The sequence below is a fragment of the Pseudomonas sp. MF09150 genome, from assembly GCF_059862355.1.
The window spans coordinates 421,476-448,158 of sequence record NZ_JCBCUS010000004.1; the positions used below are offsets into that span (position 1 = coordinate 421,476).

28 protein-coding genes and 1 other RNA gene are annotated in these 26,683 nt (G+C 59.5%); 7 read left to right on the forward strand and 22 right to left on the reverse strand.

The window, feature by feature from the left end; all coding sequences use genetic code 11:
* Positions 1–5: 5 nt before the first annotated feature.
* The 9 genes from mraY to rsmI form a co-directional block, all read right to left on the reverse strand.
* A complete protein-coding gene (gene mraY, locus AC19YX_RS18125; RefSeq protein WP_020297548.1) occupies positions 6–1,088 on the reverse strand; it encodes a phospho-N-acetylmuramoyl-pentapeptide-transferase in 1,083 nt (360 codons plus the stop codon).
* The gene (locus AC19YX_RS18130) at positions 1,088–2,455 is read right to left on the reverse strand and encodes a UDP-N-acetylmuramoyl-tripeptide--D-alanyl-D-alanine ligase (protein ID WP_201127819.1); all 1,368 of its coding nucleotides are present in this window, start codon (positions 2,453–2,455) and stop codon (positions 1,088–1,090) included. The genes mraY and AC19YX_RS18130 overlap by 1 nt, the downstream gene beginning before the upstream one ends.
* The gene (locus AC19YX_RS18135; protein ID WP_421548718.1) at positions 2,448–3,911 is read right to left on the reverse strand and encodes a UDP-N-acetylmuramoyl-L-alanyl-D-glutamate--2,6-diaminopimelate ligase; all 1,464 of its coding nucleotides are present in this window, start codon (positions 3,909–3,911) and stop codon (positions 2,448–2,450) included. The genes AC19YX_RS18130 and AC19YX_RS18135 overlap by 8 nt, the downstream gene beginning before the upstream one ends.
* Positions 3,911–5,635 (reverse strand): peptidoglycan D,D-transpeptidase FtsI family protein, encoded by a 1,725-nt coding sequence (locus AC19YX_RS18140; protein WP_020297551.1) that lies wholly within the window; start codon positions 5,633–5,635, stop codon positions 3,911–3,913. The genes AC19YX_RS18135 and AC19YX_RS18140 overlap by 1 nt, the downstream gene beginning before the upstream one ends.
* The gene (gene ftsL / locus AC19YX_RS18145) at positions 5,635–5,928 is read right to left on the reverse strand and encodes a cell division protein FtsL (protein ID WP_078472401.1); all 294 of its coding nucleotides are present in this window, start codon (positions 5,926–5,928) and stop codon (positions 5,635–5,637) included. The genes AC19YX_RS18140 and ftsL overlap by 1 nt, the downstream gene beginning before the upstream one ends.
* The gene (gene rsmH, locus AC19YX_RS18150) at positions 5,925–6,872 is read right to left on the reverse strand and encodes a 16S rRNA (cytosine(1402)-N(4))-methyltransferase RsmH (RefSeq protein WP_500606722.1); all 948 of its coding nucleotides are present in this window, start codon (positions 6,870–6,872) and stop codon (positions 5,925–5,927) included. Before rsmH ends, ftsL begins: the two co-directional genes overlap by 4 nt.
* Entirely contained in the window at positions 6,869–7,324 is a 456-nt protein-coding gene (gene mraZ / locus AC19YX_RS18155; RefSeq protein ID WP_020297554.1) for a division/cell wall cluster transcriptional repressor MraZ, read from the reverse strand. The genes rsmH and mraZ overlap by 4 nt, the downstream gene beginning before the upstream one ends.
* Before the next feature lie 308 nt (positions 7,325–7,632).
* Positions 7,633–7,986, reverse strand: an RNA gene (gene rnpB, locus AC19YX_RS18160) — RNase P RNA component class A.
* A 72-nt stretch (positions 7,987–8,058) separates the two neighbouring features.
* Entirely contained in the window at positions 8,059–8,931 is an 873-nt protein-coding gene (rsmI, locus tag AC19YX_RS18165) for a 16S rRNA (cytidine(1402)-2'-O)-methyltransferase (protein WP_078472402.1), read from the reverse strand.
* A 219-nt stretch (positions 8,932–9,150) separates the two neighbouring features.
* On the opposite strand from rsmI, the gene AC19YX_RS18170 reads away from it, so the two are divergent.
* The 4 genes from AC19YX_RS18170 (at position 9,151) to AC19YX_RS18185 (ending at position 12,609) form a co-directional block, all read left to right on the forward strand.
* A complete protein-coding gene (locus tag AC19YX_RS18170) occupies positions 9,151–10,962 on the forward strand; it encodes a penicillin-binding protein activator (RefSeq protein WP_078472403.1) in 1,812 nt (603 codons plus the stop codon).
* Positions 10,962–11,333, forward strand: a complete 372-nt coding sequence (locus tag AC19YX_RS18175) for a YraN family protein (RefSeq protein WP_421548720.1) — start codon at positions 10,962–10,964, stop codon at positions 11,331–11,333. The genes AC19YX_RS18170 and AC19YX_RS18175 overlap by 1 nt, the downstream gene beginning before the upstream one ends.
* 104 nt (positions 11,334–11,437) lie before the next feature.
* Positions 11,438–12,031 carry a phosphoheptose isomerase gene (locus AC19YX_RS18180; protein WP_020297558.1) on the forward strand — a complete coding sequence of 198 codons (594 nt, stop codon included), beginning with the start codon at positions 11,438–11,440 and terminating at the stop codon, positions 12,029–12,031.
* Positions 12,028–12,609, forward strand: coding sequence for a BON domain-containing protein (locus AC19YX_RS18185; protein ID WP_078472404.1), 582 nt, complete (start codon positions 12,028–12,030; stop codon positions 12,607–12,609). Before AC19YX_RS18180 ends, AC19YX_RS18185 begins: the two co-directional genes overlap by 4 nt.
* Before the next feature lie 62 nt (positions 12,610–12,671).
* Here AC19YX_RS18185 and AC19YX_RS18190 read toward each other — a convergent pair whose 3' ends face one another.
* The 7 genes from AC19YX_RS18190 to rplM all read right to left on the reverse strand — a co-directional run bounded on the left by AC19YX_RS18190 (position 12,672) and on the right by rplM (position 17,548).
* Positions 12,672–13,091, reverse strand: coding sequence for a ClpXP protease specificity-enhancing factor (locus AC19YX_RS18190; RefSeq protein ID WP_020297560.1), 420 nt, complete (start codon positions 13,089–13,091; stop codon positions 12,672–12,674).
* Positions 13,092–13,107: 16 nt separating this feature from the next.
* Positions 13,108–13,725 carry a glutathione S-transferase N-terminal domain-containing protein gene (locus tag AC19YX_RS18195; protein ID WP_020297561.1) on the reverse strand — a complete coding sequence of 206 codons (618 nt, stop codon included), beginning with the start codon at positions 13,723–13,725 and terminating at the stop codon, positions 13,108–13,110.
* Between the two features lie 150 nt (positions 13,726–13,875).
* Positions 13,876–14,655, reverse strand: coding sequence for a cytochrome c1 (locus AC19YX_RS18200; protein ID WP_020297562.1), 780 nt, complete (start codon positions 14,653–14,655; stop codon positions 13,876–13,878).
* Positions 14,655–15,866 (reverse strand): cytochrome b, encoded by a 1,212-nt coding sequence (locus AC19YX_RS18205; RefSeq protein ID WP_020297563.1) that lies wholly within the window; start codon positions 15,864–15,866, stop codon positions 14,655–14,657. The genes AC19YX_RS18200 and AC19YX_RS18205 overlap by 1 nt, the downstream gene beginning before the upstream one ends.
* Entirely contained in the window at positions 15,866–16,459 is a 594-nt protein-coding gene (gene petA / locus AC19YX_RS18210; protein ID WP_020297564.1) for a ubiquinol-cytochrome c reductase iron-sulfur subunit, read from the reverse strand. The genes AC19YX_RS18205 and petA overlap by 1 nt, the downstream gene beginning before the upstream one ends.
* A 253-nt stretch (positions 16,460–16,712) precedes the next feature.
* Positions 16,713–17,105, reverse strand: coding sequence for a 30S ribosomal protein S9 (gene rpsI, locus AC19YX_RS18215; protein ID WP_003205364.1), 393 nt, complete (start codon positions 17,103–17,105; stop codon positions 16,713–16,715).
* 14 nt (positions 17,106–17,119) lie between these two features.
* On the reverse strand, positions 17,120–17,548 hold the full coding sequence (rplM, locus tag AC19YX_RS18220; RefSeq protein WP_020297565.1) for a 50S ribosomal protein L13: 429 nt from the start codon (positions 17,546–17,548) through the stop codon (positions 17,120–17,122).
* A gap of 247 nt (positions 17,549–17,795) precedes the next feature.
* Between rplM and AC19YX_RS18225 the strand changes: the two genes are divergently transcribed.
* Complete coding sequence (locus AC19YX_RS18225; RefSeq protein WP_020297566.1) at positions 17,796–18,836, forward strand: NADP(H)-dependent aldo-keto reductase; 1,041 nt, start codon at positions 17,796–17,798, stop codon at positions 18,834–18,836.
* 75 nt (positions 18,837–18,911) lie between these two features.
* Here the strand turns inward: AC19YX_RS18225 and AC19YX_RS18230 are convergent, their stop codons facing one another.
* Positions 18,912–20,048 (reverse strand): acyl-CoA dehydrogenase family protein, encoded by a 1,137-nt coding sequence (locus AC19YX_RS18230; protein WP_078472406.1) that lies wholly within the window; start codon positions 20,046–20,048, stop codon positions 18,912–18,914.
* Between the two features lie 244 nt (positions 20,049–20,292).
* Between AC19YX_RS18230 and AC19YX_RS18235 the strand changes: the two genes are divergently transcribed.
* Positions 20,293–21,192, forward strand: a complete 900-nt coding sequence (locus tag AC19YX_RS18235) for a GlxA family transcriptional regulator (protein WP_177326784.1) — start codon at positions 20,293–20,295, stop codon at positions 21,190–21,192.
* 49 nt (positions 21,193–21,241) lie between these two features.
* On the opposite strand, the gene zapE is transcribed toward AC19YX_RS18235, so the two are convergent.
* From zapE to AC19YX_RS18250, 3 genes are all read right to left on the reverse strand, one after another.
* Positions 21,242–22,336: a cell division protein ZapE gene (gene zapE / locus AC19YX_RS18240; RefSeq protein ID WP_020297569.1), complete on the reverse strand. Its 1,095-nt coding sequence runs from the start codon at positions 22,334–22,336 to the stop codon at positions 21,242–21,244.
* A gap of 88 nt (positions 22,337–22,424) precedes the next feature.
* Positions 22,425–23,780, reverse strand: a complete 1,356-nt coding sequence (locus tag AC19YX_RS18245; RefSeq protein ID WP_078472407.1) for a tryptophan--tRNA ligase — start codon at positions 23,778–23,780, stop codon at positions 22,425–22,427.
* 24 nt (positions 23,781–23,804) lie between these two features.
* Complete coding sequence (locus tag AC19YX_RS18250) at positions 23,805–24,434, reverse strand: alpha/beta hydrolase (protein WP_500606769.1); 630 nt, start codon at positions 24,432–24,434, stop codon at positions 23,805–23,807.
* Between the two features lie 144 nt (positions 24,435–24,578).
* Here AC19YX_RS18250 and AC19YX_RS18255 point away from each other — a divergent pair, with 144 nt between their 5' ends.
* Positions 24,579–25,013 carry a Z-ring associated ZapG family protein gene (locus tag AC19YX_RS18255; protein ID WP_020297572.1) on the forward strand — a complete coding sequence of 145 codons (435 nt, stop codon included), beginning with the start codon at positions 24,579–24,581 and terminating at the stop codon, positions 25,011–25,013.
* A gap of 81 nt (positions 25,014–25,094) precedes the next feature.
* On the opposite strand, the gene AC19YX_RS18260 is transcribed toward AC19YX_RS18255, so the two are convergent.
* Both AC19YX_RS18260 and AC19YX_RS18265 read right to left on the reverse strand, forming a co-directional pair.
* Complete coding sequence (locus AC19YX_RS18260; RefSeq protein ID WP_078472409.1) at positions 25,095–25,823, reverse strand: YiaD family glycine zipper/OmpA-like lipoprotein; 729 nt, start codon at positions 25,821–25,823, stop codon at positions 25,095–25,097.
* 111 nt (positions 25,824–25,934) lie between these two features.
* Entirely contained in the window at positions 25,935–26,579 is a 645-nt protein-coding gene (locus AC19YX_RS18265; RefSeq protein WP_500606723.1) for an MBL fold metallo-hydrolase, read from the reverse strand.
* Between the last annotated feature and the right edge of the window lie 104 nt (positions 26,580–26,683).

Below are 26,683 nucleotides of genomic sequence, written 5' to 3' on the forward strand. Positions count from 1 at the left end.
TCGTTCTACCTCAGCTTCAGGGTGGCAAGGCCGATCAACACGAGAATCACGGTGATGATCCAGAAACGGACGATCACTCGCGGCTCGGGCCAGCCCTTGAGTTCAAAGTGGTGGTGAATCGGCGCCATGCGAAATACGCGGCGACCGGTCAGTTTGAAAGAAGCAACCTGGATCACCACCGACAGGGTTTCCATCACGAACACGCCGCCCATGATGAACAGGACTATTTCCTGGCGGACGATCACGGCGATGGTGCCCAGGGCCGCGCCCAGCGCCAGTGCGCCGACGTCGCCCATGAAGACTTGTGCGGGGTAGGTGTTGAACCAGAGGAAGCCCAGGCCCGCACCGATCAACGCACCGCAGAACACAATCAACTCACCGGCGCCCGGCACGTAGGGAATCAGCAGGTATTCGGCGAATTTCACGTTACCCGACAGGTAGCAGAAAATGCCCAGCGCGCCGCCGACCATGACGGTCGGCATGATTGCCAGGCCATCGAGGCCATCGGTCAGGTTGACCGCGTTGCTCGAACCGACGATCACGAAATAGGTCAGGACCACAAAACCGGCGCCCAGCGGGATACTGATGTCTTTGAGCATCGGCAGGATCAGCGTGGTTTCCACCGCGCTAGGTGCCGTGACATACAGGAAAATCGCCGCGCCCAGGCCGAACACCGATTGCCAGAAATACTTCCAGCGGCTTGGCAGCCCCTTGGAGTTCTTCTCGATCACCTTGCGATAGTCGTCGACCCAGCCCACCGCGCCGAACAGCAGGGTCACGATCAGCACCACCCATACATAGCGGTTATGCAGGTCGGCCCACAGCAGGGTGCTGATACCGATGGCCGACAGGATCAGCGCGCCACCCATGGTCGGGGTGCCGGACTTGGACAAATGCGACTGCGGGCCGTCATTGCGCACCGACTGGCCGATCTGCAGGCTTTGCAGGGTCCGGATCATCCATGGCCCCAGGAACAGCGACAACGACAGCGCGGTCAGCACACCCAGGATCCCGCGCAGGGTCAGGTACTGAAAGACCGCGAAGCCTTTGTGGAACTGTTGCAGATACTCAGCCAGCAGCAGCAGCATTAATGTTTCTCCGTACTTGAACCGCACAAAGCCGCGACGATGTTTTCCATCACCGCGCTGCGCGATCCCTTGATCAAAATGGTGGTATTTGGGTCTTGCTCGACGTTCAGTGCCGCAATCAGATCGGCCTGGCTGGCGAAGTGGCGAGCGTGCTCACCGAAGGCGGAGACGGCATGCGCCATCAGCGGCCCGACCGCGTAGAGGGCCGACACTTTGCCGGCAGCGTATGCCCCTACATCACGGTGCCCCTGCTCCGCCCACTCGCCCAACTCGCCGATGTCTCCGAGCACCAGGACGGTGCGGCCGGAAAAGCCGGCGAGTATATCAACGGCGGCGCACATCGAGGTGGGGTTTGCGTTGTAAGTGTCATCAATGACCCGCATACCGTTTTTCGCCAATTGCGCGACGGTACGGCCCTTGACCGGCTGCACCGCATTCAAGCCGGTGGCGATGCCAAACAGGGAAATATCCAGGGCATGCGCGGCGGCGGCGGCGGCCAGGGCATTGGCCACGTTGTGCGTGCCCAACAGATTCAATTGCACCCGCTCCTGCCCCTTGGGACTGTGCAGGGTGAAGGCCGGGCAACCGCGGGCATCCAGGGCTACATCACTGGCGTGCAGGTCGGCGGCGCTATTGTTCAGGGCGAAGCTCAGCACCTGGTGATTACCGGCGCGGGCCTTCCAGATCGGGAATGCCTTGTCGTCGAGGTTGAGCACGGCGATGCCGGAAGCATCGAGCCCTTGCAGAATCTCGCCCTTGGCTTCAACGATTTTTTCCGGGCCGCCGAATTCACCAACGTGGGCCGTCCCGGCGTTATTGATCACGGCCACCTGAGGCTGGGTCATGGCCACGGTGTAGGCAATCTCGCCAATCCGCGAAGCCCCCAGTTCGATCACCGCCGCCGTGTGTTCCGGGGCCAGTTCCAGCAGGGTCAGCGGAGCGCCGAGGTCGTTATTCAAGTTGCCACGGGTCGCCAGCACGGGCCCGCGGGTGCGCAGGATACTGGCCAGCATTTCCTTGACCGTGGTCTTGCCGCTGGAGCCGGTAATGGCCACCACCGGTTTATCGAAGGCCGCACGGTTGAGTGCCCCCAACTGCCCCAGTGCGAGGCGCGTATCGCTGACCAGCAACTGCGGCAAGGTGCTGTCAGGCACCTCGCGTTCGACCAGTGCGCCGACTGCACCTTTGCTCGCAACATCGTTCAGGTAGTCATGGCCGTCGAACCGCGGACCGGTCAAGGCAATAAAGAGCTGCCCCGGCTTGATCGCCCGGCTGTCGATACTGACGCCATCAAAACTGCAATCCGCAGCAACCAGGCGCGCATTGAGTGCGGAGCTCAACTCACTGAGTTTCAGAGCCTTAAGCATGGGCCACCTCCCATGCAGTCAACGCCCTATCAGCCTCGACCAGATCGGAGAAGTCATGGCGCTCGCCCTTGATTTCCTGATAGTCCTCATGGCCCTTGCCGGCCAGGACCACCACGTCGTCCGCCGAAGCACTGGCGATCAACTTGGCAATGGCCTGTCCACGTCCCGCGACGAAATCGACCTTATCCACCGCACTGAAGCCGGCCCGGATATCGTCGAAGATCAGCGCCGGGTCTTCGGTACGCGGATTGTCGTCGGTCACCAGTACACCATCGGCCAGGCGCTCGACCACTTGCGCCATCAGCGGACGCTTGCCGCGATCGCGATCGCCGCCGCAACCGAACAGGCACAGCAGTCGTCCCTTGGCGTGCGGGCGCAGGGCCAGCAGGACTTTTTCCAGGGCATCCGGGGTATGGGCGTAATCGACCACGACCAGCGGCTGGGTGCCGCCACCCAGGCGCTGCATACGTCCGATCGGGCCCTCAAGCTTGGGCAGCACGCGCAGGATTTCGTCCAACGCATAATCCAGGCCGAGCAAGGCACCGACCGCAGCCAGTACGTTGCTCAAGTTGAAGCGCCCAAGCAGGGTGCTGCGCAAATGGTGCTCGCCTTGCGGGGTGACCAGGGTTGCGCGTACGCCGTCGTCGTCGAACTGCGCGTCTCGGCAGTACAGGTACGCCGAGCTGTCTTCAAGGCTGTAGGTGATCAATCGCGAGTCGTGTTTTTCAATCGCCAGTTGCCGACCGAACTCATCGTCGAGGTTGATCACCCGGCAACGCAGGTCGGACCAGCCGAAGAGCTTGGCCTTGGCCTCGCCATACGCCTGCATGGTGCCGTGATAATCCAGATGATCGCGGGACAGGTTGGTCAACACCGCCACGTCAAACGCCAGCGCGGTAACCCGCCCCTGGTCCAGGCCATGGGAAGAAACCTCCATGGCTACCGCCTTGGCACCGGCCTTTTTCAGGTCGGCCAACGTCGCCTGCACGGCAATAGGGTTGGGCGTGGTGTGCATGCCGCTTTGCAGCGCACCATAAAAGCCGCTGCCCAGGGTACCGACAATCCCGCAGTGCTGACCCAGCAGGTCCAGAGCCTGAGCCACCAACTGGGTAACGCTGGTCTTGCCGTTGGTCCCGGTGACCCCAATCAGGTTCAGGTGGCGGCTCGGATCGCCGTAAAAGCGCCCGGCAATATCCGACAACTGCGCCGCCAGGCCCTTGACCGGAATCAGCGGCACATCGGTGATCGGCAACACGGTGGCGCCTTCCACTTCATAGGCCACGGCAGCTGCACCACGCTTTAACGCGTCGGCAATGTGCTCGCGCCCGTCGAATTTCCCGCCCGGCACGGCGAGGAACAGATCCCCGGCACGTACGTTGCGGCTGTCCAGCGACAACTCACGGATCAACAGGTCGCGACCGGCATGGGCAAAAATCTTGTTCAGGCTAAGAGACATCAGCCGCGCCCTCCTTTGGCAGGTGCTGCATCGGCTTGCTGGGTAGGGGGCAAGTTGTCCGGGGTGATGTTCATCAGGCGCAGGGTGCCGGACATCACTTTGCTGAACACCGGCGCCGAGACCAGGCCACCGAAGTAGCCGGCCTTGCTCGGTTCATCAATCACCACCACGATCGCGTAGCGCGGGTCGCTCATCGGACCAAAGCCGGCAAACAGCGAGCGGTAGGAGTTTTCGGCATAGCCCTTGGTGCCAACCGATGTCTTACGTGCCGTACCACTCTTGCCCGCGACGTGATAAGCCGGGACCTGGGCACGGAACACGCCGCGCGGGGCCTCGATCACTTGCTGCAACATGCCTTGCATGGTTTTGGCGACATTTTCCGGAATCACCTGGGTGGTGTCCGGTGCCTTGTCAGTTTTGATCAGGGTCAGCGGTGCGATTCGACCGTTGTTGGCCAGCGCCGAGAACGCGTGAACCAGTTGGATCGCGGTCACCGACAAGCCGTAGCCGTAAGACAGCGTGGCCGTCTCGGCCTTGCGCCACTCGCGATAGTTCGGCAGGTTGCCGACACGCTCACCCGGGAAGCCGAGGCCGGTGTCCTGGCCGAGACCGATCTTCTGCGCCAGGCGGAAAATGGTTTCGCCGCCGATATCGAAGGCGACCTTACTCATGCCCACGTTACTGGAATTGATCAGAATCCCGGTCAGATCGAGCACCGGGCCTTCAGTCTTGGAAACGTCGCGAATGGTGTATTTGCCCAACTGCAACGTACCGGGGTAAACCTCGACGGTATCGCTGGGCTTCCAGCGACCGGTTTCCAGGGCCGCACTCATGGAGATCGCCTTCATGGTCGAGCCGGGTTCGAATACGTCGATCATGGCGCGGTTGCGCATCATCGCCGGCTGCAGGTTGCGGCGGTTGTTCGGGTTGTACGTCGGCTGGTTGACCATGGCCAGGATCTCGCCGGTCTTGACGTCCATGATCACCAGGCTGCCAGCCTTGGCGCCGTTCTCGACGATGGCATTGCGCAGTTCGCGGTTGGCCAGGTATTGCAGGCGCAGATCAATCGACAACGCCAAGGGCTTGCCGGCCTTGGCGTTTTTGGTGACCTGGACATCCTTGATCAGCCTGCCACGCCGATCCTTGATGACCTGTCGTTTGCCGGCGACCCCGGCCAGCCATTCGTCATAGGCGAGTTCGACACCTTCACGACCGCGATCGTCGATGTCGGTAAACCCGACCATATGCGCAGTGACTTCACCGGCCGGATAAAACCGGCGGAACTCTTCGATGCCGTAGACCCCCGGCACTTTAAGGTCCAGCACGACTTGGCCCTGCTCAGGCGTCAAGCCACGCACCAGGTAAATGAACTCTTTATTGGCCTGCGCTTCGAGGCGCTCGGCCAGGGCTTTTGGATCCTGGCCCAGGGCCGCTGCCAATGCCGGCCACTTGTCCTTGGCCGCCTGCATTTCCTTGGCGTTGGCCCAGAGGGTGGTGACTGGCGTACTGACAGCCAGAGGCTCACCGTTGCGGTCGGTGATCAAACCACGGTGGGCGGGAATCGGAATATGCCGGACGCTGCGCGCATCGCCCTGGCCCTTGAGGAAATCACGGTCGACCACCTGCAGGTCGACAATGCGCCAGGCGATTGCCGACACCATCACCGCCAGCAGCCCCAGGACCACTCGGAAACGCCATGGGTAGAGCGCGCCCTCGAGTTTCATCATGGCGCCACCATCCGCACTTCAGCAGCACCGGGGATGTGCATCTTCAACTGTTCGGTGGCCAGCACTTCAATGCGGCTATGGGCCGTCCAGGTACTTTGCTCGAGAATCAACCGGCCCCATTCAGCCTGGGCCTTGTCGCGCACGCTCAGTTCACCGTACAGCGAGTTGAGCAACTGACGGTTCCAATGCGCGCTGTAAGAGACAGCGATAGCGGAGACCAGCACCCCGATAAATAGCAGGAGCATGAAAAAGCTCCCGCCCGGGAGCGGTTTGGCGAAGAGCTTGCTCAACGGAGCTTCTCCGCCACGCGCATGACCGCACTGCGGGCACGCGGATTGGCTTTGAGTTCAGCCTCGGAAGCGAATTGCGCCTTGCCATGGACCTTGATCTTGGGCACGAAGGCTTCGAAACGCACCGGCAGGTTACGCGGCAGGTTATCGGTTTCACCTTTCACCAGGCGGCGCATGAACAATTTGACGATACGGTCTTCCAGCGAGTGGAAACTGATCACTACCAGGCGACCGCCCACTTCAAGAGACTCCAGCGCCGCCTCGAGGCCGGCTTCCAGGTCGCCCAATTCGTTATTGACGTGAATACGCAAACCCTGGAAAGCGCGGGTGGCCGGGTTCTTGCCCTTTTCCCACGCCGGGTTGGCGACTTTCAAGACTTCGGCCAGGTCGGCAGTGCGCTCGAATGGCTGGATTTCACGACGTTCGACCACGGCGCGCGCCATGCGACCGGAAAAGCGTTCTTCGCCGTATTCCTTGAATACACGGGCGATTTCTTCAACCGGCGCCGTGGCGATGAACTGCGCAGCGCTGACGCCACGAGTCGGGTCCATGCGCATGTCCAACGGGCCATCATTGAGGAAACTGAAGCCGCGCTCAGGGTCGTCCAATTGCGGCGAAGACACGCCAAGATCCAGTAGCACGCCGCTGACCTTGCCTGCCAGGCCACGCTCGGCGACTTCCGAACCCAGCTCGGCAAAGCTGCGCTGCACAACGACAAAGCGGCCGTCTTCGGCCGCTAGCGCTTGCCCGGTGGCAATCGCTTGGGGATCCTTATCGAACCCGAGGAGCCGACCATCCGGCCCGAGCTTGCTGAGAATCAGCCGGCTATGTCCGCCACGTCCGAACGTGCCGTCCAGATAGCAGCCATCAGAACGTACGGCGAGAGCCTCGACGGCTTCGTCCAGCAGTACGGTGATGTGGTTAAAGCCGCTATCAATAGTCACAGGATCAAATCACGCAGTTCATCAGGCATAGAGCCCGGTTGTTGAATAGCAGCCAGGTCCGCTGCAGAAACAGCATTCCAGGCATCCTCGTCCCACAATTGGAACTTGTTCAGCTGGCCAACCAACATCGCGCGTTTATCCAACTTGGCATACTCACGCAGACGAGGCGGCACCAGGAAACGACCGCTGCCATCGAGTTCAAGGTCGACGGCATTACCAATCAGCAAACGTTGCAAACGACGGTTTTCTTCGCGAAGCGAAGGCAGTGCGCGCAGTTTGGTTTCAATCAGCTCCCACTCGTCGAGTGGGTAAACACATAAACAGGGATCAACGGCGTCGATCGTGACGATTAACTGCCCGGAACTTCGCGATTCAAGCTCGTCACGATACCGGCTCGGCATGGCGAGACGGCCTTTTGCATCGAGACTGATAGCGTTAGCTCCGCGAAACACGTCAGCGTTTCTCCAAATTTTAGCGTTTTACGCCCAAAAAACCCACTTCATGCCACTTTCCGCCACTTGCGCACACTATAGGAATGCGCCCACCACACCGTCAAGGCGCGGAGCGACGGAAAAGCCTTATAGAACGGAGATTTAGGAGACTAAAAGAAGGGGCAACGAGAATTTGGATGAGGTTTTGACCCATTAACTTGAAGCAGCTCAATGCGCTGCACTCAGAAGTTAAAGTGATTTGTTAAGAGTAAGATTTTTTCGGTATTACAAAAGCGCTTCTGCCAGTGATTCCAGCAGGGAGGGAAAAGGTGGAGAGTCGATCTGTAAGCCGGGTTCTGTCGAGGACAGTCATTCCTCTACGATGGCCATCACTGGACATCTTTAGCAACCTACCCGGTTCCAGCGCGGGCCACGCCTTGGAACCCTATTTGGTCTTGCTCCGAGTGGGGTTTACCTAGCCACGAACTGTTGCCAGACGTGCGGTGCGCTCTTACCGCACCTTTTCACCCTTACCGGCACCGAAGTGCTTAGGCGGTTATTTTCTGTGGCACTTTCCGTAGGCTCACGCCCCCCAGGCATTACCTGGCACTCCGCCCTATGGAGCCCGGACTTTCCTCCCCCCCCTAATTTTCATAGAGGGCAGCGACTGTCCAATCGACTCTCCGCCGCGCAGGTTAACGGCAGAGAGGCCGAAGAACAAGCGCTAAAAGCCTTTTGCCACTCTGCACCGGTGTTTATTCGCCCTTCTGTTTATCAAGGGCAATTTGGTACAGCACATTCTTGCGCTCGCCGGTGATTTCCGCGGCCAGCGCGGCGGCTCGCTTGAGCGGCATCTCCTTGAGCAGCAGGTCGAGAACGCGCATGGCCTCTGCACTGATAGCCTCGGCACTTTCAGGTACCGTCCAGCCCGCCACCAGCACCACGCACTCCCCGCGCTGCTGATTACTGTCAGCCTCGACAAAACCACGCAGCTCGGCCAGCGGCAACCCCTTGAGGGTTTCGAAGGTCTTGGTCAGTTCCCGCGCCAGCAATGCAGGCCGCTCGGCACCGAAGACCAGCTCCATATCCTGCAGGCATTCAAGAATCCGATGGGGCGCTTCATAAAAGATCAGAGTTCTTGGCTCTTCCTTTAACAGCTCCAACCGGGCGCGACGCCCCACGGCCTTGGCCGGCAGAAAACCCTCGAAGATAAACCTGTCGGAGGGCAGCCCGGCCGCGGAGAGCGCAGCAATCAGAGCACAGGCTCCCGGAACTGGCACCACGTTGATCCCCGCTGCTCGCGCCTGGCGTACCAGGTGATACCCCGGGTCGGAGATGAGCGGCGTGCCAGCATCGGAAATGAGCGCCACGTTATCGCCCGCCAGCAAACGGGTGATAAAGCGACTGCCCTCGTCACGCTCATTGTGTTCATGACACGCCGCCAACGGCGTGGAAATACCGAAGTGCTGCAGCAGTCGCAGCGAGTGCCGGGTGTCTTCGGCCGCAATCAGGGCAACCTCGCGCAGCAGCTTCAGCGCCCGGGCACTGATGTCATCCAGGTTGCCGATGGGCGTCGCCACCACATAAAGCGAGCCAGCAGCGGAATTCAAAGGACCTGGAGCAGTCAAAGCGCACACCTCTTGTTCGGCAAAAGCGCCATTGTAGCGCGTAGATGCCTGTGTAATGCGCCTGACAATCCCGGCATTACTCAGTCCTTTTGCGTCGTTTCTGGAGCACTGCAACATTTGCACGACCTAAATAGCCGGTTTATCGCCAGTAACATCGCGCCCCGGCCAGCGCTTGGGTACAATTCCAGGCTAATTTGATCGAGTATCGGGAACACTTACATGATCGCTTGCTTGCGGCTGTTTACTGCCCTCTGCCTGGCTACCCTTCTGGTGGCTTGCGCCAGCTCGCCCTCGTCCAGCCTTGGCGAACTTCCACGGACTCCGGACGCCAGCATCGAGCAACTGCTCGAACAGGCCGCCAACAGCAAATCACCCGACAAGGCCGCCCTTCTGCGCCTGAGTGCTGCCGACCTGGCCTATCGCCAGGGCAACGCCGGCCGTTCGGCACAGATTCTTCAGCAAGTGCCTATCGAACAACTCAAACCGGGACAGCAGGTCTTTGCCAGCACCTTGGCAGCAGAACTCGCGATGACCCGCAACCAGCCCAAGGCCGCCCTGGCAGCCCTGAGCCATCCAAGCCTGCAACGCCTCGGCGAATTGCCAGCCGATCAGCAGGTTCGCACCGGCACCGTACATGCTCGCGCATTCGAAGCTGACGGCCAGACACTTGCCGCCGCCCGCGAGCGTGTCGTGATTGCTCCCCTGCTCACCGGAGAGGCCGCCAGTAAAAACCATGAAGCCATCTGGGCACTGATCGCCGCCCTGCCAACCGACCAGTTGCAATCCGCCGGCAATGACGACCTCGCCGGGTGGATGAGCCTGGCCCTGGCCGTAAAATCCGCCGGCACCCTGGAGCAACAGCAAGCCGCCATCGATACCTGGCGCGCGCAGAACCCGAAACACCCCGCAGCAATTCAATTGCCGCAACCCCTGATCAAGCTCAAGGAACTGGCCAGCCAACCGCTGTCGAAGATTGCCCTGCTGCTGCCGCTGGATGGCCCCTGGGCCGCCTCTGCCAAGGCGCTGCGCGAAGGCTTCATGGCTGCCCACTACCAGGCTCAACAAGCTGGGCAAAATCCGCCAAGCATCGAGTTCTATGACAGCTCGCGCCAGACCTCGCTGGATGACTTCTACCGCAAAGCCCAGGCGGCAGGCGTGCAACTGGTGATCGGCCCGCTGGACAAACAGCAAGTCAAGCAACTGGCTGCCCGCCCGCAATTGCCCATCACCACCCTGGCCCTGAACTACAACGATGGCGAGCAGGCCCCGGCTCAGATGTTCCAGTTTGGCCTGGCCCCCGAAGATGAAGCACGCGAAGCTTCGCGCCGCGCCCGTGCTGACGGCCTGCATCGTGCCGCCATCATGATTTCGAAAGGCGATCGCGGCGAGCGCATGCTCAAAGCCTTCCGCCAGGACTGGGAAGCCAACGGCGGCACAGTGGTCGGCGTCGAACGCGTCGACAAACCTGTCGCCCTGGCCCAGCAGATCGCTGACCTGTTTCACCTGCGCCAAAGTGAAGGCCGCGCCAAGAGCCTGCAAAATACCGTAGGCACTCAGGTGGCAGCACAGCCGTCGCGGCGCCAGGACATCGAGTTTATCTTCCTCGATGCCACCCCACTGCAGGCCCAACAGATCAAACCTACGCTGAACTTCCAATACGCAGGCGATGTGCCGGTGTATGCCACCTCGCAGGTTTTCAGCGCCAGCGGCGATCAGGATCAGTACAACGACATGAACGGCGTACTGTTCTGTGAAACTCCGTGGCTGCTGGACGCCAACGATCCGCTGCGCAAACAAGTGACCGCACAATGGCCACAAGCAGGCGGCAGCCTGGGACGCCTGTTCGCCCTGGGCGTAGACGCCTATCGCCTGGCACCTCGCCTGGGTCAACTCAAGGCACTGCCAGACAGCAGAATCGAAGGTTACAGCGGCAGCCTGAGCATGAGCCCCAACCAGCGAGTCGAACGCCAGCTTCCCTGGGCACAATTTGTAAAAGGCCAGGTTACCCGCCTGCCCGACACCCCACGCTAATGCTCCAACGATCACGCCAGCAAAGCGGACGAGATGCCGAGAGCCATGCGCTCAGGCATCTCCAGCAACAGGGGCTGCGCCTGCTGGCGCAGAACTGGTTGTGCAAACGCGGCGAGCTTGATCTGGTCATGCTTGACGGCGATACAGTAGTATTCGTCGAAGTCCGCTACAGACAACACACGCAATGGGGTGGCGCACTCGGCAGTATCGATGCGCGCAAGCGGCAAAAACTGATACTCGCCGCGCAGTTCTTTCTGCAGAGCGAGCCTCGCTGGTCCAACCACCCCTGCCGTTTTGATGTGGTCGCCATAGACAGCGCCCCAGGCGCCGAACCCGAATTGAACTGGCTACGCAATGCCTTTGACTGCTGACCCAAGCTCTCGGGCACAGCCCATTTTCACCCAACACTTTTGCTCTTTGCTTTGCGAGCTGCACATTCACGTGCCGGAAAGCCGCGCCACTTAAGGTCACACAGATGGACATGCAATCCCGAATTCGCCAGCTTTTTCAGGCCAGTATCGACACCAAGCAACAGGCGATGGACGTACTTGCACCGCACATCGAGCAAGCCAGCCAAGTGATGGTCAACGCCCTGCTCAACGAAGGCAAAATGCTTTCCTGCGGCAACGGCGGTTCTGCCGGCGATGCCCAGCATTTCTCTTCGGAGCTGCTCAACCGTTTCGAACGCGAGCGCCCGAGCCTGCCGGCCATAGCACTGACGACCGACAGCTCGACGATCACCTCTATCGCCAACGACTACAGCTACAACGAAATCTTCTCCAAACAGATCCGCGCCTTGGGCCAGCCCGGTGACGTATTGCTGGCGATTTCCACCAGCGGAAACTCGGCGAACATAATTCAGGCAATCCAGGCCGCACATGATCGCGAAATGATTGTCGTAGCAATGACCGGACGTGACGGCGGCGGCATGGCCTCGCTGCTGCTGCCCGAAGACGTTGAAATCCGCGTCCCGGCCAATGTCACCGCACGTATCCAGGAAGTCCACCTGCTGGCGATCCACTGCCTCTGCGACTTGATCGACAGCCAACTGTTCGGGAGTGAAGAATGACCGTTAATCGCCTTAGCCTACTGGCTTTGACCTTGTGCCTCGGTATCAGCGGGTGCAGCTCGGTAATCACCGCGAGCCGTGACACCCCCATCGAGGACGACCGTGGCACCCGCACCTTCGGCAGCAAGATCGACGACTCGCTGATCAAGACCAAGGTTGAAGTCAACGTCGCCCAAGCCGCCCCAGACCTGAAAAACGGCGCATCGCGCATTGGCGTGACCAGCTTCAACGGCGTGGTGCTGCTGGTTGGGCAGACCCCGCGCGAAGACCTCAAGGCACTGGCCGAACAGGCCGCCAGCAGCGTACAGCGCGTGAAGAAAGTGCATAACGAGCTGCAGGTCATGCAACCCATCACCCTGCTGGCCATCAGCAACGATGCGCTGCTGACCACCAAGATCAAGGCGCAGATGATGACCGACAGCAATGTCCCGGACTCGCGCATCAAGATCATCACCGAGAACGGCATCGTCTACCTGATGGGCCTGCTGACCCAACAGGAAGCCTCGCGCGCCAGCGATGTGGTGCAGGGCGTTTCCGGGGTTCAGAAAGTGGTGAAAGTGTTCGAGTACATCGACTGACGCATAAGCGACAGGCACAAAAAAGGCGATCCATCTGGATCGCCTTTTTTATTACCGCTGTATTACTTCACCACTTTCAAGCTGGGCCGACCGCTGGGGCGCGGTGGCTCGCTGTCTGGTGGCGGCATATCATCGTCCGCTTCGATCTCGTCGTCGCCATCCTCATCCAGAGGCGACTCCAGGTCGAACACCATACCCTGGCCATTCTCCCGAGCGTAAATGCCCAGGATGGCTGCTATAGGCACGTACAGGGTGTGCGGCACGCCACCGAAGCGCCCTTCAAAGCTCACCGCGTCGTTATCCATGTGCAGATGACGTACGGCACTCGGCGAAATGTTCAGGACAATCTGTCCATCACTGGCAAAACCTTGTGGCACCTGCACCGCTGGGTAATCGGAATTGACCAGCATGTGCGGGGTGCAATCGTTATCCACAATCCACTCATAGAGCGCGCGGACCAGATAAGGTCGACTGGAGTTCATAGCGGCTCCTTAAGCCTTAGCGCATGTCGCGTTCGACACCAGACAGACTCGCCTGGAAAGCCTCACGCGCAAACTGGCGCTCCATATAATCAAGCAGCGGCTTGGCTGGCCGCGGCAATTCAATACCCAGGATCGGCAGCCTCCAGAGTATTGGTAATAGGCAGCAATCCACCAGGCTTTGTTCCTCACTGAGGAAAAACGGCTTGTCCGCGAACAGCGGAGAAACCCCGGTCAGGCTCTCGCGCAGCTCTTTACGAGCCTGCACGCGAGCCGCTTCCTTGCTGCGTGAATCCAGAATCAGATCCACCAAACCACACCAATCGCGCTGAATGCGATGAATCAGCAGACGACTGTTGGCACGAGCCACCGGATAAACCGGCAGCAAAGGCGGATGCGGGTAACGCTCATCCAAATATTCCATCACGACGGTCGATTCCCACAACGCCAGGTCACGATCGACCAGGGTGGGCAAGCTCCCGTAAGGGTTCACTTCGATCAGCTTCGGCGGCTGACGGCCCGCCTCCACACTGATGATCTCGGCGCTGACACCCTTCTCTGCGAGCACAATGCGTACTCGGTGGGAATAGTGGTCGGCGGGGTCGGAGTAACAGGCCAACCGATTGGTCACGCCCATGGCGATCCTCCTCGCTTGTTGAAATTATCGGGAGCAGAAAAACGAGCGCGCCCAGAGGGCGTCTCCCGTAACCCCTGGATGACCCAGACCGTTACACCTTCAGAGACGCCCTTGGGCGCGCACGATTAACAGCAGTTGCTTACAGCTTTATCAATGAACGTCCTTCCAGTATTCGCGCTTGAGCAAGTAGGCGAATACGAAGAAGAAGGCCAGGTACAACAACACATAAGTGCCGATACGCTGATGCTGCAGTTTTACCGGGTTGGCCGAGTAAGCCAGGAAGGTTACTAGGTTTTTGACCTTCTCGTCGAACTGCTCTTCTGTCAGCGCACCTGTTTTCGGCACGATGGTCAGTTGATCACAGGCTTCGTGAGTCAGCGGGGTCCCGGTCAGCGGGTCATATTGCTTCTTGCCGTCTTCGACAATCTGCACCTGTTTGCAGCCGACTACCTGGCGACCTTGCAGGCCAACCAGCACGTTAGGCATGCCGACGTTCGGGAAGACCTTGTTGTTCACACCCCAAGGACGCGCCGGATCTTCGTAGAACGATTTCAGATAGCCATAGAGCCAGTCGGTACCGCGAACACGAGCCACCAGGGTCAGGTCCGGCGGCGCCGCACCAAACCATGCCTTGGCATCGGAAGGCTGCATGCCGATGCTCATGTGGTCACCGATTTTGGCACCGGTGAACACCAGGTTGCTCAGCATCAGATCATGGGGGATACCCAGGTCATCCGCGACGCGCTCATAGCGCTGGAACTTGGCGCTGTGGCAGCCCATGCAGTAGTTGGCGAACGTACGTGCGCCGTCTTGCATGGCCGCTTTGTCCGAGACGTCGATATCGACTTTTTCCAGCTCAGGACCATGCTCGGCCGCGAAGGACAACATAGGCAAAGCAGCAAGAATCAGTACAGCAAATAGCTTTTTCATCAGCCAGTCACCCTTTCCGGAACCGGTTTGGTCTTCTCGAGCCTGGTGTAGAACGGCATCAGAATGAAGTAGGCGAAGTACAGGAACGTACATACCTGCGACAGCAGCGTACGACCCGGAGTCGGCGCCAGAACACCCAGGACACCCAGGATCACGAACGAGATGCAGAACACCCACAGCCAGATCTTGCTCAGCATGCCCTTGTAGCGCATGGATTTGACCGGACTGCGGTCAAGCCAAGGCAGGACGAAGAGAACAGCGATCGCAGCGCCCATGGCGATGACACCCAGGAGCTTGTCCGGCACCGCACGCAGAATCGCGTAGAACGGCGTGAAGTACCAAACCGGGGCAATGTGCTCAGGGGTCTTAAAGGCGTTAGCCACTTCGAAGTTCGGCTTCTCGAGGAAATAGCCGCCCATTTCCGGGAAGAAGAACACGATGGTGCAGAAGATGAACAGGAACACCACCACGCCGACGATATCTTTCACGGTGTAGTACGGGTGGAAGGCAATGCCGTCCAACGGTACGCCGTTTTCGTCCTTGTGCTTCTTGATATCCACACCGTCCGGGTTGTTCGAGCCGACTTCATGCAACGCCAGCACGTGCAGCACCACCAGGCCGAGAATCACGATCGGCAAGGCCACCACGTGCAACGCGAAGAAGCGGTTCAGGGTAATACCGGAAATCAGGTAGTCACCACGGATCCACTGGGTCAGGTCGTTACCGATGACCGGGATCGCGCCGAACAGCGAGATGATCACCTGGGCGCCCCAGTAGGACATCTGACCCCAAGGCAGCAGGTAGCCCATGAAGGCCTCTGCCATCAGCGCCAGGTAGATCAGCATGCCGAACAGCCATACCAGCTCCCGTGGCTTCTGGTACGAGCCGTAGAGCAGCCCACGGAACATGTGCAGGTAGACCACGATGAAAAACGCCGAGGCGCCGGTGGAGTGCAGCAGGCGCAGGATCGAGCCGTACTCCACGTCACGCATGATGTATTCAACGGAAGCGAACGCCTCCTCCGCCGAAGGTGTGTAGCTCATGGTCAACCACACACCGGTGACGATCTGGTTGACCAGAACCAACAGTGCGAGGGAGCCAAAGAAGTAGAAGAAGTTGAAGTTCTTCGGAGCGTAATACTTGCTGAGATGGTCTTCCCACATTTTGGTCGCGGGAAAGCGTGCATCAACCCAATCCATGAACTTGCTCATCACGCTTTCTCCGTGTCGACGCCGATGACAATGATGTCGTCCGACTCATAGGAATGCGGGGGAACTGGCAGGTTCAAAGGCGCAGGTTGCGACTTGTAGACGCGGCCAGCCAGATCGTAGTGGGAACCGTGGCATGGGCAGAAATAGCCACCCACCCAGTCCTTGCCCAGATCCGCAGGTGCCACCTCTGGACGGAAGGTTGGCGAACAGCCCAGGTGAGTGCAGATACCGATCAGCAGCAGAATCTCTGGCTTGATCGAACGCACCTCCGGGTCGACGTAGGTTGGCTGTTCCGAATTCTTGGAGTCCGGATCAGACAGCTGACCCTCGATCTTTTTCAGATTTCCCAGGATTTCCTGCGTACGGCGGACAATGAACACCGGCTGACCGCGCCACTCAGCAATCATCTGCTGACCTGGATCGATTTTGCTGACATTCACTTTCACCGGTGCACCTGCGGCTTTCGCCTTGGCACTGGGAAACCATGACCCCACGAACGGGACCGCAGCCCCCACCGCTCCTGCAGCACCCACCACGGATGTGGCTGCTACAAGGAAGCGACGCCGGCCTGTATTCACGCCGTCATTGCTCATTCAGTCCTCTCCCATCAGCTTTGTGGCCTGTTAAATCAGGCATCTACTAAGTAAAAATCTGAACTTATAAAAATTTTGCCGAATGGTAATGAAAAGCCCCTACTCTGACAAGGTAATTACTAGACGGACCTAGCGCCAAGCCTTGTAGTATAGGGCCTCTACGGATGTGGCAAGTTGTCACACCAAAAATCTACGCCCATAAAAAACGCCCAGCTCCGCGAGGAGACTGGGCGTTTTTGAACGCGAAAGCGAATTAACGCTTCGAGTACTGCGGACGCTTACGCGCTTTACGCAGACCAACTTTCTTACGCTCAACTTCACGGGCGTCGCGAGTTACGAAGCCAGCTTTGCGCAGTGCACCGCGCAGAGTTTCGTCGTAGTCCATCAGAGCGCGAGTGATGCCGTGGCGGATTGCGCCAGCTTGACCACTTACACCGCCACCGATAACGGTGACGTAGATGTCGAACTTTTCAACGGTCTCGGTCAATTCCAGCGGCTGACGAACTACCATGCGGGCAGTTTCGCGACCGAAGAAGTTGTCCAGGGAGCGGTTGTTGATCGAGATGTTACCAGTGCCCGGACGCAGGAAAACGCGTGCGGTTGCGGTTTTGCGACGGCCAGTGCCGTAATTTTGAGTCGCCGACATAATGAACTATTCCGTTAAAACTTCAGTTCTTGGGGCTGCTGAGCAGTATGAGGGTGAGCAGCGCCCGCATAGACTTTCAGCTTACGGTACATGTCGCGACCCAGCGGGTTCTTAGGCAGCATGCCTTTGACCGCAGTCTCGATCACGCGCTCAGGGGCTTTAGCGATCAGCTTATCGAAGCTGATGGACTTGATGCCGCCCGGGAAACCGGAGTGGGAGTAGTACATTTTATCGGTGGTTTTAGCACCTGTTACACGGATCTGCTCAGCATTGATAACGACGATGTAGTCGCCGGTGTCAACGTGAGGAGTGTACTCAGGCTTGTGCTTGCCACGCAGACGGCTCGCGATCTCGGTGGCCAGACGACCCAGGGTCTGACCAGCAGCGTCGACGACAAACCAGTCGCGCTTTACTGTTTCCGGTTTAGCAGTAAAAGTTTTCATTCTTTATAGCCTCAGGGGCCGCCCTGTAAATTAGACGGCGGATCTTACTGAATAGTGCGTACTTTGACAAGTCAAAGGCAGCCGGATACAGACGCTATCGGGGGCTCGGGTCAGCGCGTCCGTTCAACGGCAAGATTCTTCGGCAGGCGGCGCATCACTTCCACTGCAGAAAGAGGTGCGCAATTATGCAGATTGCGAAAAAAAATTCAACCTGCTTTTATGATTGTTTTCCCCAAAGGAGTACCCGATGGATTATCGACAGCTGGGCCGAACCGATCTGAATGTGAGCGCGATCTGTCTGGGAACCATGACCTGGGGCGAGCAGAACAGCGAAGCCGAGGCCTTTGCCCAGATCGAACGCGCAAAGAGCGCCGGCATCAATTTCATCGACACCGCCGAGATGTACCCGGTACCGCCCAAGGCCGAAACCTACGCCACCACCGAGCGTTACATCGGCAACTGGTTCAAGACCCGCGGCGATCGCGCCGACTGGATCCTGGCCAGCAAGATCGCCGGGCCGGGCAACACCATCGACTACATTCGCGACAAGCAACTCAAGCACAACCGCAAACACATCGTCGAAGCGGTGGACGCCAGCCTCAAGCGCCTGCAGACCGACTGGATCGACCTGTATCAATTGCACTGGCCGGAGCGCAGCACCAACTTTTTCGGCCAGCTCGGCTACAAGCACCAGGCCGATGAAGACTTCACCCCGTTGGAGGAAACCCTCGAAGCCCTGGATGAACAGGTCAAGGCCGGCAAGATCCGCCATATCGGCCTGTCCAATGAAACCCCGTGGGGCACCATGAAGTTTCTGGCCCTGGCCGAAAGCCGCGGCTGGCCGCGCGCAGTGTCGATCCAGAACCCGTACAACCTGCTCAACCGCAGCTTTGAAGTAGGCCTGGCGGAAATTGCCATTCGCGAACAGTGCGGCCTGTTGGCCTATTCGCCGCTGGCGTTCGGTTTCCTGTCGGGCAAGTACGAGAATGGCGCACGCCCTGCCAAAGGCCGCCTGAGCCTCTACAGCCGCTTCAGTCGCTACTTCAACGCCCAATCGGAAGCTGCCTGCAGCCGCTATGTGGCCCTGGCCCGCGAACACGGCCTGGATCCGGCGCAAATGGCCCTGGCCTTTGTCACGCAGCAGCCATTCGTGACCAGCAACATCATTGGCGCGACCACTCTTGAGCAACTCGACAGCAACATCGCCAGCTTTCAACTGAAGCTGTCGGACGAGGTCCTGGCCGGGATCGAGGCGATCCATAAGGATCACCCAAACCCCGCCCCTTGAGCCTCACCTGCCTGCGACGGGGAGCGTCCGGCAGCCTGCCGGACCGCGCCACCCCAATCGCGGGCAGGCCGCCCCTTAAAGGGAACGGGCGATGATCTCTTTCATGATCTCGTTGGTCCCGGCATAAATCCTCTGCACCCGGGCATCGGCCCAGGCCCGGGCCACCGGGTACTCCCACATGAACCCGTAGCCGCCGTGCAACTGCACACACTCGTCGAGCACCTTGCACTGCAGGTCGGTCCCCCAGTACTTGGCCATGGCCGCCGTGGGCACATCCAGCTTGCCTTGCAGGTGCAGCTCCAGGCAGCGATCGACAAACACCCGGCCAATCTGAATTTCGGTCGCCATCTCCGCCAGCTTGAAGCGAGTGTTCTGGAAGTCGGCGATGGCCTTGCCGAAAGCCTTGCGTTCGCGGGTGTAGTCCAGGGTCCACTGCAGCGCCGCCTCGGCCGAGGCCAGGCCGCCGATGGCCACCGTCAGGCGCTCCTGGGGCAATTCCTGCATCAGGTAGGCAAACCCCATCCCGGCCTGGCCCAGCAGGTTTTCCTTGGGTACACGAACATCCTGGAAGAACAGCTCCGAGGTGTCCTGGGCTTTCATCCCGACCTTCTCCAGACGTTTGCCCTTGGAGAAACCCGGCGTGCTGGCCTCCACCAGGAACAGGCTGGTGCCTTTCGCGCCAGCCTTGGGATCGGTCTTGGCCACCACAATCACCAGATCGGCGAGAAAGCCGTTGGTGATAAAGGTCTTCGAGCCATTGATGACATATTCATCGCCCTCCAGCACAGCCGTGGTCTTCACCCCCTGCAAGTCGGAACCCGCACCTGGCTCAGTCATGGCAATCGCCGTGACCATCTCGCCCGAGACCAGCTTCGGCAGGTATTTGTGCTTCAGTGCCTCACTGCCGTAATGCAGGATGTAGGGCGCGACAATATCCGAGTGCAGGGAAAAACCGATGCCCGTCAGCCCCAGGCGCCCTACCTCTTCGATAACCACGGCGCTGTACAGAAAGTCGGCATCCAGGCCGCCGTACACCTCGGGAATGTGCGAGCACAACATCCCCGCCTCGCCCGCCTTGTTCCACAGCTGGCGATCGATATAGCCCTGCTTTTCCCACTCGCCGTGAAACGGCACGGCTTCCTTTTCCAGGAAGGTGCGCACGCTGTCGCGAAAGAGTTCGTGGTCGGAATTGAACAAGGTTCTGGGGATCATGCAGCCACCTGTGATTATTGTTGATTGGATAAGGCTCAAAGAGCCTAAGCCGCGACCTCACGACAGGACACTGGACACATCCGACAAAAAATAAGACGATCCAGCCGTCTGGTGACCACTTTCCCCTATAAGAACAATTGAATTTATGTCTAACCAAACCTCTACGCCCTTGCGGCGCGTCAGCATCCTGGCTATCGACCGGGTTTTCGCCTCTACCCTCATGCAAGCCAAAGACTTCTTCCACTTGGCCAGCCTGCGCTATGGCAAACAGCTTGGCCAAGGCCTGACCCCGGCGTTCGAAACCCGTCTGGTCAGCCCCGATGGCAAGCCGGTATGCAGTTTCAGCGATGTGATCATGCCGGTGGACGGCGGCCTGGAAGATACCGATGTGATCATCCTCCCGGCCTTCTGGGATGATTTCGAATCCCTGTGCCAACGCTACCCACAAATCCTGCCCTGGCTGCGCCAGCAGCATGCCCGCGGCGCCGTACTCTGCGGCGAAGCCACCGGAGTGTTCTGGCTGGCCGAGGCCGGCCTGCTCGATGGCAAGGAGGCCACCACCTACTGGCGCTTCTTCAATGCCTTCAGCGAACGCTTCCCCAAGGTCCAGCTCAATCAGGACAAGCACCTGACCGACGCCGACAACTTGTACTGCGCCGGCGGCACCACCTCAGCCTGCGACTTGTACATCTACCTGATCGAGCGCTTCTGCGGCGCCAACGTGGCCCAGGCCGTGGCGCGCGACATTCTGTATGAGGTGCAGCGCAACTATGCCCCGGGGCGCATCGGCTTCGGCGGCCAGAAACTGCATCAGGACGTGATCATCCTGCAGATCCAGCACTGGCTCGAGGAACACTTCGCCGACAAATTCCGATTCGAAGACGTAGCACGGGAACACGGCATGAGCATCCGCAACTTCATGCGCCGCTTCCAGACCGCCACCGGCGACAAGCCCCTGCATTACCTGCAACGGCTGCGCATCGAAACCGCCAAGGGCTTGCTCTCTGGCACCCGCAAAAGCATCAAGACCATCAGTTACGAGGTGGGCTACGACGATGCGAGCTTCTTTGCCCGCCTGTTCCGCCAGCACACCGAACTGTCGCCCAACCAGTACCGACAGCAGTTCCAGCAACAAGCCGCATAAATGAAAAAGGGCCTGCAATGTGCAGGCCCTTCTTGTATGCGGCAGCAACCTAGGGTTTGTGCGCCCGCGAGAGGAACTCGTGGGATTGCATCTCCAGCAGCCGGCTAAGGGTGCGCTGGAACTCGAAGTTCAGGCGACCGCCGGTGTACAGGTCCTTGAGCTCGACCTCGGCCGAGATGATCAGCTTGACGTTGCGGTCGTAGAATTCGTCGACCATGTTGATAAAGCGCCGGGCGATATCGTCAGTGGTCACACTCATCTGCTCGACGCCGCTGAGCAGCACCGCGTGGAAAATCTTGCCCAGCTCAATGTAATCGTTCTGGCTACGCGGGCCGTCGCACAACTCGCGGAAATCAAACCAGGCCACGTCATCACAGGTGCGTAAGGCACGGATTTCGCGGTTCTCGATTATCAGCACGTCGTTTTCCACCGCCTGGGTGCATTCCGGCGTGAGGGCGCGGAAGCTCTTGCGCAGGCTTTCCTGAGCCACTTCGTCCAGCGGGAAGTGGAACAGCTCGGCTTGTTCGAGGTGCCGCAGGCGATAGTCGACGCCACTGTCGACGTTGACGATCTCGGTGTTCTGCTTGATCAAGGCGATGGCTGGCAGGAAGCGCGCACGCTGCAGGCCGTCCTTGTACAAACCGTCGGGCACGATGTTCGAGGTTGCAACCAGGGTCACGCCGTTGCGGAACAGCTCTTCCATCAGGGTGCCGAGGATCATGGCATCGGTGATGTCGGAGACGAAGAATTCATCGAAGCAGATCACCCGCGACTCATCGGAAAAACGCTTGGCGATGATGGTCAGCGGGTTCTTTTCGCCGCCCAGGGTCTTCATCTCTTCGTGCACACGCTTCATGAAACGGTGAAAGTGCGTGCGGGTTTTTTCCTTGAACGGCAAGGCTTCGAAAAAGGTGTCGACCAGATAGGTCTTGCCGCGGCCGACGCCGCCCCAGAAATACAGACCCTTGACCGGCGTCTGATCCTTCTTGCCAAACAGTTTGCCCAACAGCCCCGGCTTGTTTTGCGAAGCCGCGACCAGATCGTCGTACAGGCGCTGCAAATGGCGTACGGCAGTTTCCTGCGCCGCGTCGTGGAAGAAGTCAGGGCGTTTCAGATCAGCTTGATATCGTTCTAGGGGCGTCATAATTCGTTAGCAAGGCAACAAAAACGGGCCGTCACTGTAGCGACGGCCCTGGGGAATGGCAATCAGCCCTTGGTCGGGAAGATTCCGATTAGTCCTGCACGGGGGTCAGAGCAATCCGCAGTTCCGCGATGGCCGCATCACGCGCGCCCACATCGGCAAAAGCCGGGCTGTCGGCAACATGTTCGTCGCCCAGCCACAGGCTGAAGCTCAGCGCGTCGCTGCGCACATCCAATGCCTGGCCCGACTGCAGCTGCTTGGTCGCAGCACCTGCGGCCTTGCCGTCGGCAAAGTTGCGCGACAGCAGCAACTGCTCACCGTCCGCCGCCAGCAGGCGGAAGCGGAAGCTACCGTCGTCTTCACGGAAGCTGACGAATCTCGCGGCCTTGGCGGCTTTTTTCTTACCGGTTGCTGCGACTTGTACCTGGTTTACAAAGGAACGCAGGCCGACGGCTTCACGCAACTCGTTCAGGAACGGCGTGGCCACGGCGCGGGCTTTCCTGGCGCCGATTTGCAGGATGTCTTCCAGGTCCGACGGGCGCTCGATCAACTGGTGATAGCGCTCGCGAGCCTCACCCAGCTCGCCGTCCAGCAATTGGAACAGGCGGTTCTTGGCTTCACCCCAACCCAGGCCCTGCAGCAGTTCGCCACGGAATTCGTCCGCCTGCGCGGGCGTGGCGAAGGCCTGGAACAACGTGAACAGGTGCGAGTTGTCCGGATCCTTGGCTTCGCCCGGGGCGCGGGAGTCGGTGACGATGCGCGAGATGGCGTCCTTCATGTCCTTGGCGCTGGTGAACAACGGGATGGTGTTGTCATAGCTCTTGGACATCTTGCGACCGTCGAGGCCGGGCAAGGTGGCGACACTTTCTTCAATCAGCGCCTCGGGCATGGTGAAGAATTCTTTGCCCTGTCCGAACAGATGGTTGAAGCGCTGGCCGATGTCGCGGGCCATTTCCACGTGCTGAATCTGATCGCGACCCACCGGCACTTTGTGCGCATTGAACATCAGGATGTCCGCCGCCATCAGCACTGGGTAGCTGTAGAGGCCCATGGTGATACCGGCATCCGGGTCTTCACCGGACTCGACATTCTTGTCCACCGACGCCTTGTAGGCATGCGCACGGTTGAGCAGGCCCTTGGCCGCAACGCAGGTCAGCAGCCAGGTCAGCTCGGGGATTTCCGGGATGTCCGACTGGCGATAAAAGGTCACGCGCTCCACATCCAGGCCACCGGCCAGCCAGGTCGCGGCGATTTCCAGGCGCGAGCGCTGGATGCGCAGCGGGTCATCGCACTTGATCAGGGCGTGGTAGTCGGCCAGGAAGTAGAACGAATCGGCATTGCTGTCGCGGCTGGCAAGGATCGCCGGACGGATGGCACCTGCGTAGTTGCCCAGGTGCGGCGTGCCGGTGGTGGTGATGCCGGTAAGGATGCGCGTACGAGTAGTCATGGGTAATCGCTTATCAGACAGCTATCAATTCGAGAGACGCGGCAGCACCAGATCTTTCAGATCGGTGAGCTTGCCATGAAAAAAGTGTCCGCATTCTGCCACTTTCAGCAGCTCATGGGGGCGCTTGAGCGCAGCGGACCAGTCATAGACGGTTTGCGGGTCGATGACTTCGTCGGTTTCCGGCTGGATAAGGGTCAGTGGGCAGCCTTGGGGCAACTGGTCGGCATCGCTCAGGCGCATAACCGCAGCGGCCACCATGAACAGGTGCTTGAGCTGCTCACCACCGGCTTCCAGGCGGCCGCCGAGGCTGGCCGCGACAAAACCGCCGAAGGAGAAGCCGAGCAGCGTCATCGGCAGCTCGGGGTGCTTGACCCGCAACCACTGGGCTGCGGCCTGGGCGTCGTCAACTTCACCAGTGCCCATGTCATGGGTGCCTGCGCTTGCACCCACTCCCCGATAGTTGAAACGCAAGGTAATCAAACCGGCATCGCGTGCGGTGCGCTGTAACGTCGACACCACCTTATTGAGCATGGTGCCGCCCTGTACCGGGTTGGGGTGACAGATCAGCGCCACGCCACAGGCATCGGGCAGATCCAGATACAGGGCTTCCAGTTGGCCGACAGGGCCATCAATCACTACAGGGGTTTCACGCATTAGCAAGGAAGGAACTCCGTGACCTCGAAGGGGGTCGACTCGTCTAGCAAATTGTCTGTGCCAATCTATTGCGAGTGAATCGCGGTATACAGCGCAGGTTCGAGCCGTTAACGTAAAGCAAAGCCGTTTATAGAGGAAGGACTCGTGGAACACTCGCTCTTAGTTTGGTTGTTGCCGACTCTTGCCCTGGTTGCCGGTGTCGCCATTGGATTTCTGGTCGCTCGCCTGCTGCCGAATGCCGCGCCTAACCGCACGCAACGTCAGCTGGATGATATTCAGGAACGTTTTGACAATTATCAGAACGAAGTGGTCACCCACTTCAACAGCACCGCAACCCTGGTGAAAAAGCTCACTCAGAGCTATCAGGAAGTGCAAGACCATCTCGCCGAGGGTGCCAACCGCCTGGCCCTGGACGAACTGACTCGCCAACGCCTGCTGGCCGCCCTGCACTCCGACTCGGTACAGGCTCCACGGGAGCGCCTGACACCTCCGCGCGACCAGGAACCACCGCGCGACTACGCCCCAAAAACACCCAATGCCCCCGGCATGCTCGATGAGCATTACGGTCTGAGAAAGTAAGACTCGGACACTAAAAAGCCCGCCCGCTCCTCAATGGAACGGGCGGGCTTTTTTATGCCTCGCCGGTACTCAAGCGCGCACTCAGTACTGCTGGTATTGCTGCCCTTGCTGGCCCGGCTGCTGATACTGCTGGCCAGGAATCGCCTTGAGGTTGACCTCGACTCGACGGTTCTGCGCGCGACCGTTGACATCGGCGTTGCTGGCAATCGGGTTGTCGGGGCCGGCACCGCGCGCCGACAGGTTGGCACCGCTGACACCTTGCGAGGTCAGGTAGGTCGCTACGCTCTGTGCACGACGCTGAGACAGATCCATGTTGTGCTGACGGCTGCCGGTGCTGTCGGTGTAGCCGACAATCTCGATCTGATTCTGGTTGAACTCACGCAGCGAGTTGGCCAGGTTGTTCAGCGGCTGATAGAAGCTGGGGGCGATGTTCGCCGAATCGGTGGCGAAGGTAATGTTGCCCGGCATGATCAGCTTGATCTGATCACCCTGGCGCTGCACTTCAACCCCCGTATTGGCCATGCTGGCGCGCAGTTTCTTTTCCTGCTGGTCGGCGTAGTAGCCATAACCGGCGGCGGAAGCCCCCACTACAGCGGCACCAATCAGCGCGCCCTTGCCACGGTTATTGTGATCGATGGCGGCACCGGCCAAGGCGCCGGCCAAGGCACCGAGACCGCCGTATTTCGCAGTCTTGCTCATGCCCGTGGAACCGTCGGCCTGCCCCTGGTTGTCATACGGATTAGGCGAAGCACAGCCAGACAACAAGGCCACAGCGGTAGCGGCAATAATTAAACGACGCGAGGTGAACATGGAAAGCTCCTACTTTTTGCATTCTGTGGTGCAGCGGACGTTGGCAATGGACCTTTGCTGGCGTTGGAACGCGACAAATGGCAAAAATTCCATCAACACCCCTGCAAAACATCAGGCCCGAACAAAGGGATTTTCACGCATCTCATCGCCCAGGCGGGTGTCTGGACCATGCCCGGTCACCACCGTCGCCTCTTCATCGAGGGTGTACAGGCGCTGCTTGATCGAACGCACGATGGTGGCCTGATCGCCGCCCCATAAGTCCGTACGCCCGACCCCACGCTTGAACAGGGTGTCACCGGCAATCAACAGCTTAGCCTCAGAAAACCAAAAGCTCATGGAACCTGGCGTATGCCCCGGCGTGTGCAGCGCAACGCCACAGCCACAGGCCAGCTCCTCATCATCGGCCAGCCAGCGATCCGGCGCCGGCACGGGCGTGTAAGGCACGCCAAACATGCTGCATTGCATCTCCAGGTTGTCCCAGAGGAACTGGTCCTCCTTGTGCAGATGCAGGGTCGCGCCGGTCTTTTCCTTCAACTGCCCCGAGGCCAGGAAATGATCCAGGTGAGCATGGGTATGGATGATGCTCACCACCTTGAGACCCAAGGCATCGAGCCGCGCCAGAATCAGCTCATGATTGCCACCCGGATCGACGACGATCGCTTTTTTCGTGACCGGATCGCCGATGATCGTGCAGTTGCACTGCAACGGGCCGACGGGAAAGGTTTCGCGGATTAGGGTGGTTTGAGCGGGAGTCATGAGCAGTTCCAGGCAAACAGTGATGGCATATTTTGGCACAGCTCGCGTCTATCACTCTAAAGCGCGAGCCTGGGCACCTCGGTGGCGTACTCGACGTGACGGCG

Bases quoted from the DNA above. Each gene is read 5' to 3' on its own strand.
- mraY (WP_020297548.1), bottom strand. From the start codon at position 1,088: ATGCTGCTGCTGCTGGCTGAGTATCTGCAACAGTTCCACAAAGGCTTC.
- AC19YX_RS18130 (WP_201127819.1), bottom strand. From the start codon at position 2,455: ATGCTTAAGGCTCTGAAACTCAGTGAGTTGAGCTCCGCACTCAATGCG.
- AC19YX_RS18135 (WP_421548718.1), bottom strand. From the start codon at position 3,911: ATGTCTCTTAGCCTGAACAAGATTTTTGCCCATGCCGGTCGCGACCTG.
- AC19YX_RS18140 (WP_020297551.1), bottom strand. From the start codon at position 5,635: ATGAAACTCGAGGGCGCGCTCTACCCATGGCGTTTCCGAGTGGTCCTG.
- AC19YX_RS18170 (WP_078472403.1), top strand. From the start codon at position 9,151: ATGATCGCTTGCTTGCGGCTGTTTACTGCCCTCTGCCTGGCTACCCTT.
- AC19YX_RS18175 (WP_421548720.1), top strand. From the start codon at position 10,962: ATGCTCCAACGATCACGCCAGCAAAGCGGACGAGATGCCGAGAGCCAT.
- AC19YX_RS18180 (WP_020297558.1), top strand. From the start codon at position 11,438: ATGGACATGCAATCCCGAATTCGCCAGCTTTTTCAGGCCAGTATCGAC.
- AC19YX_RS18185 (WP_078472404.1), top strand. From the start codon at position 12,028: ATGACCGTTAATCGCCTTAGCCTACTGGCTTTGACCTTGTGCCTCGGT.
- AC19YX_RS18190 (WP_020297560.1), bottom strand. From the start codon at position 13,091: ATGAACTCCAGTCGACCTTATCTGGTCCGCGCGCTCTATGAGTGGATT.
- AC19YX_RS18195 (WP_020297561.1), bottom strand. From the start codon at position 13,725: ATGGGCGTGACCAATCGGTTGGCCTGTTACTCCGACCCCGCCGACCAC.
- AC19YX_RS18200 (WP_020297562.1), bottom strand. From the start codon at position 14,655: ATGAAAAAGCTATTTGCTGTACTGATTCTTGCTGCTTTGCCTATGTTG.
- AC19YX_RS18205 (WP_020297563.1), bottom strand. From the start codon at position 15,866: ATGAGCAAGTTCATGGATTGGGTTGATGCACGCTTTCCCGCGACCAAA.
- petA (WP_020297564.1), bottom strand. From the start codon at position 16,459: ATGAGCAATGACGGCGTGAATACAGGCCGGCGTCGCTTCCTTGTAGCA.
- rpsI (WP_003205364.1), bottom strand. From the start codon at position 17,105: ATGTCGGCGACTCAAAATTACGGCACTGGCCGTCGCAAAACCGCAACC.
- rplM (WP_020297565.1), bottom strand. From the start codon at position 17,548: ATGAAAACTTTTACTGCTAAACCGGAAACAGTAAAGCGCGACTGGTTT.
- AC19YX_RS18225 (WP_020297566.1), top strand. From the start codon at position 17,796: ATGGATTATCGACAGCTGGGCCGAACCGATCTGAATGTGAGCGCGATC.
- AC19YX_RS18230 (WP_078472406.1), bottom strand. From the start codon at position 20,048: ATGATCCCCAGAACCTTGTTCAATTCCGACCACGAACTCTTTCGCGAC.
- zapE (WP_020297569.1), bottom strand. From the start codon at position 22,336: ATGACGCCCCTAGAACGATATCAAGCTGATCTGAAACGCCCTGACTTC.
- AC19YX_RS18245 (WP_078472407.1), bottom strand. From the start codon at position 23,780: ATGACTACTCGTACGCGCATCCTTACCGGCATCACCACCACCGGCACG.
- AC19YX_RS18250 (WP_500606769.1), bottom strand. From the start codon at position 24,434: ATGCGTGAAACCCCTGTAGTGATTGATGGCCCTGTCGGCCAACTGGAA.
- AC19YX_RS18260 (WP_078472409.1), bottom strand. From the start codon at position 25,823: ATGTTCACCTCGCGTCGTTTAATTATTGCCGCTACCGCTGTGGCCTTG.
- AC19YX_RS18265 (WP_500606723.1), bottom strand. From the start codon at position 26,579: ATGACTCCCGCTCAAACCACCCTAATCCGCGAAACCTTTCCCGTCGGC.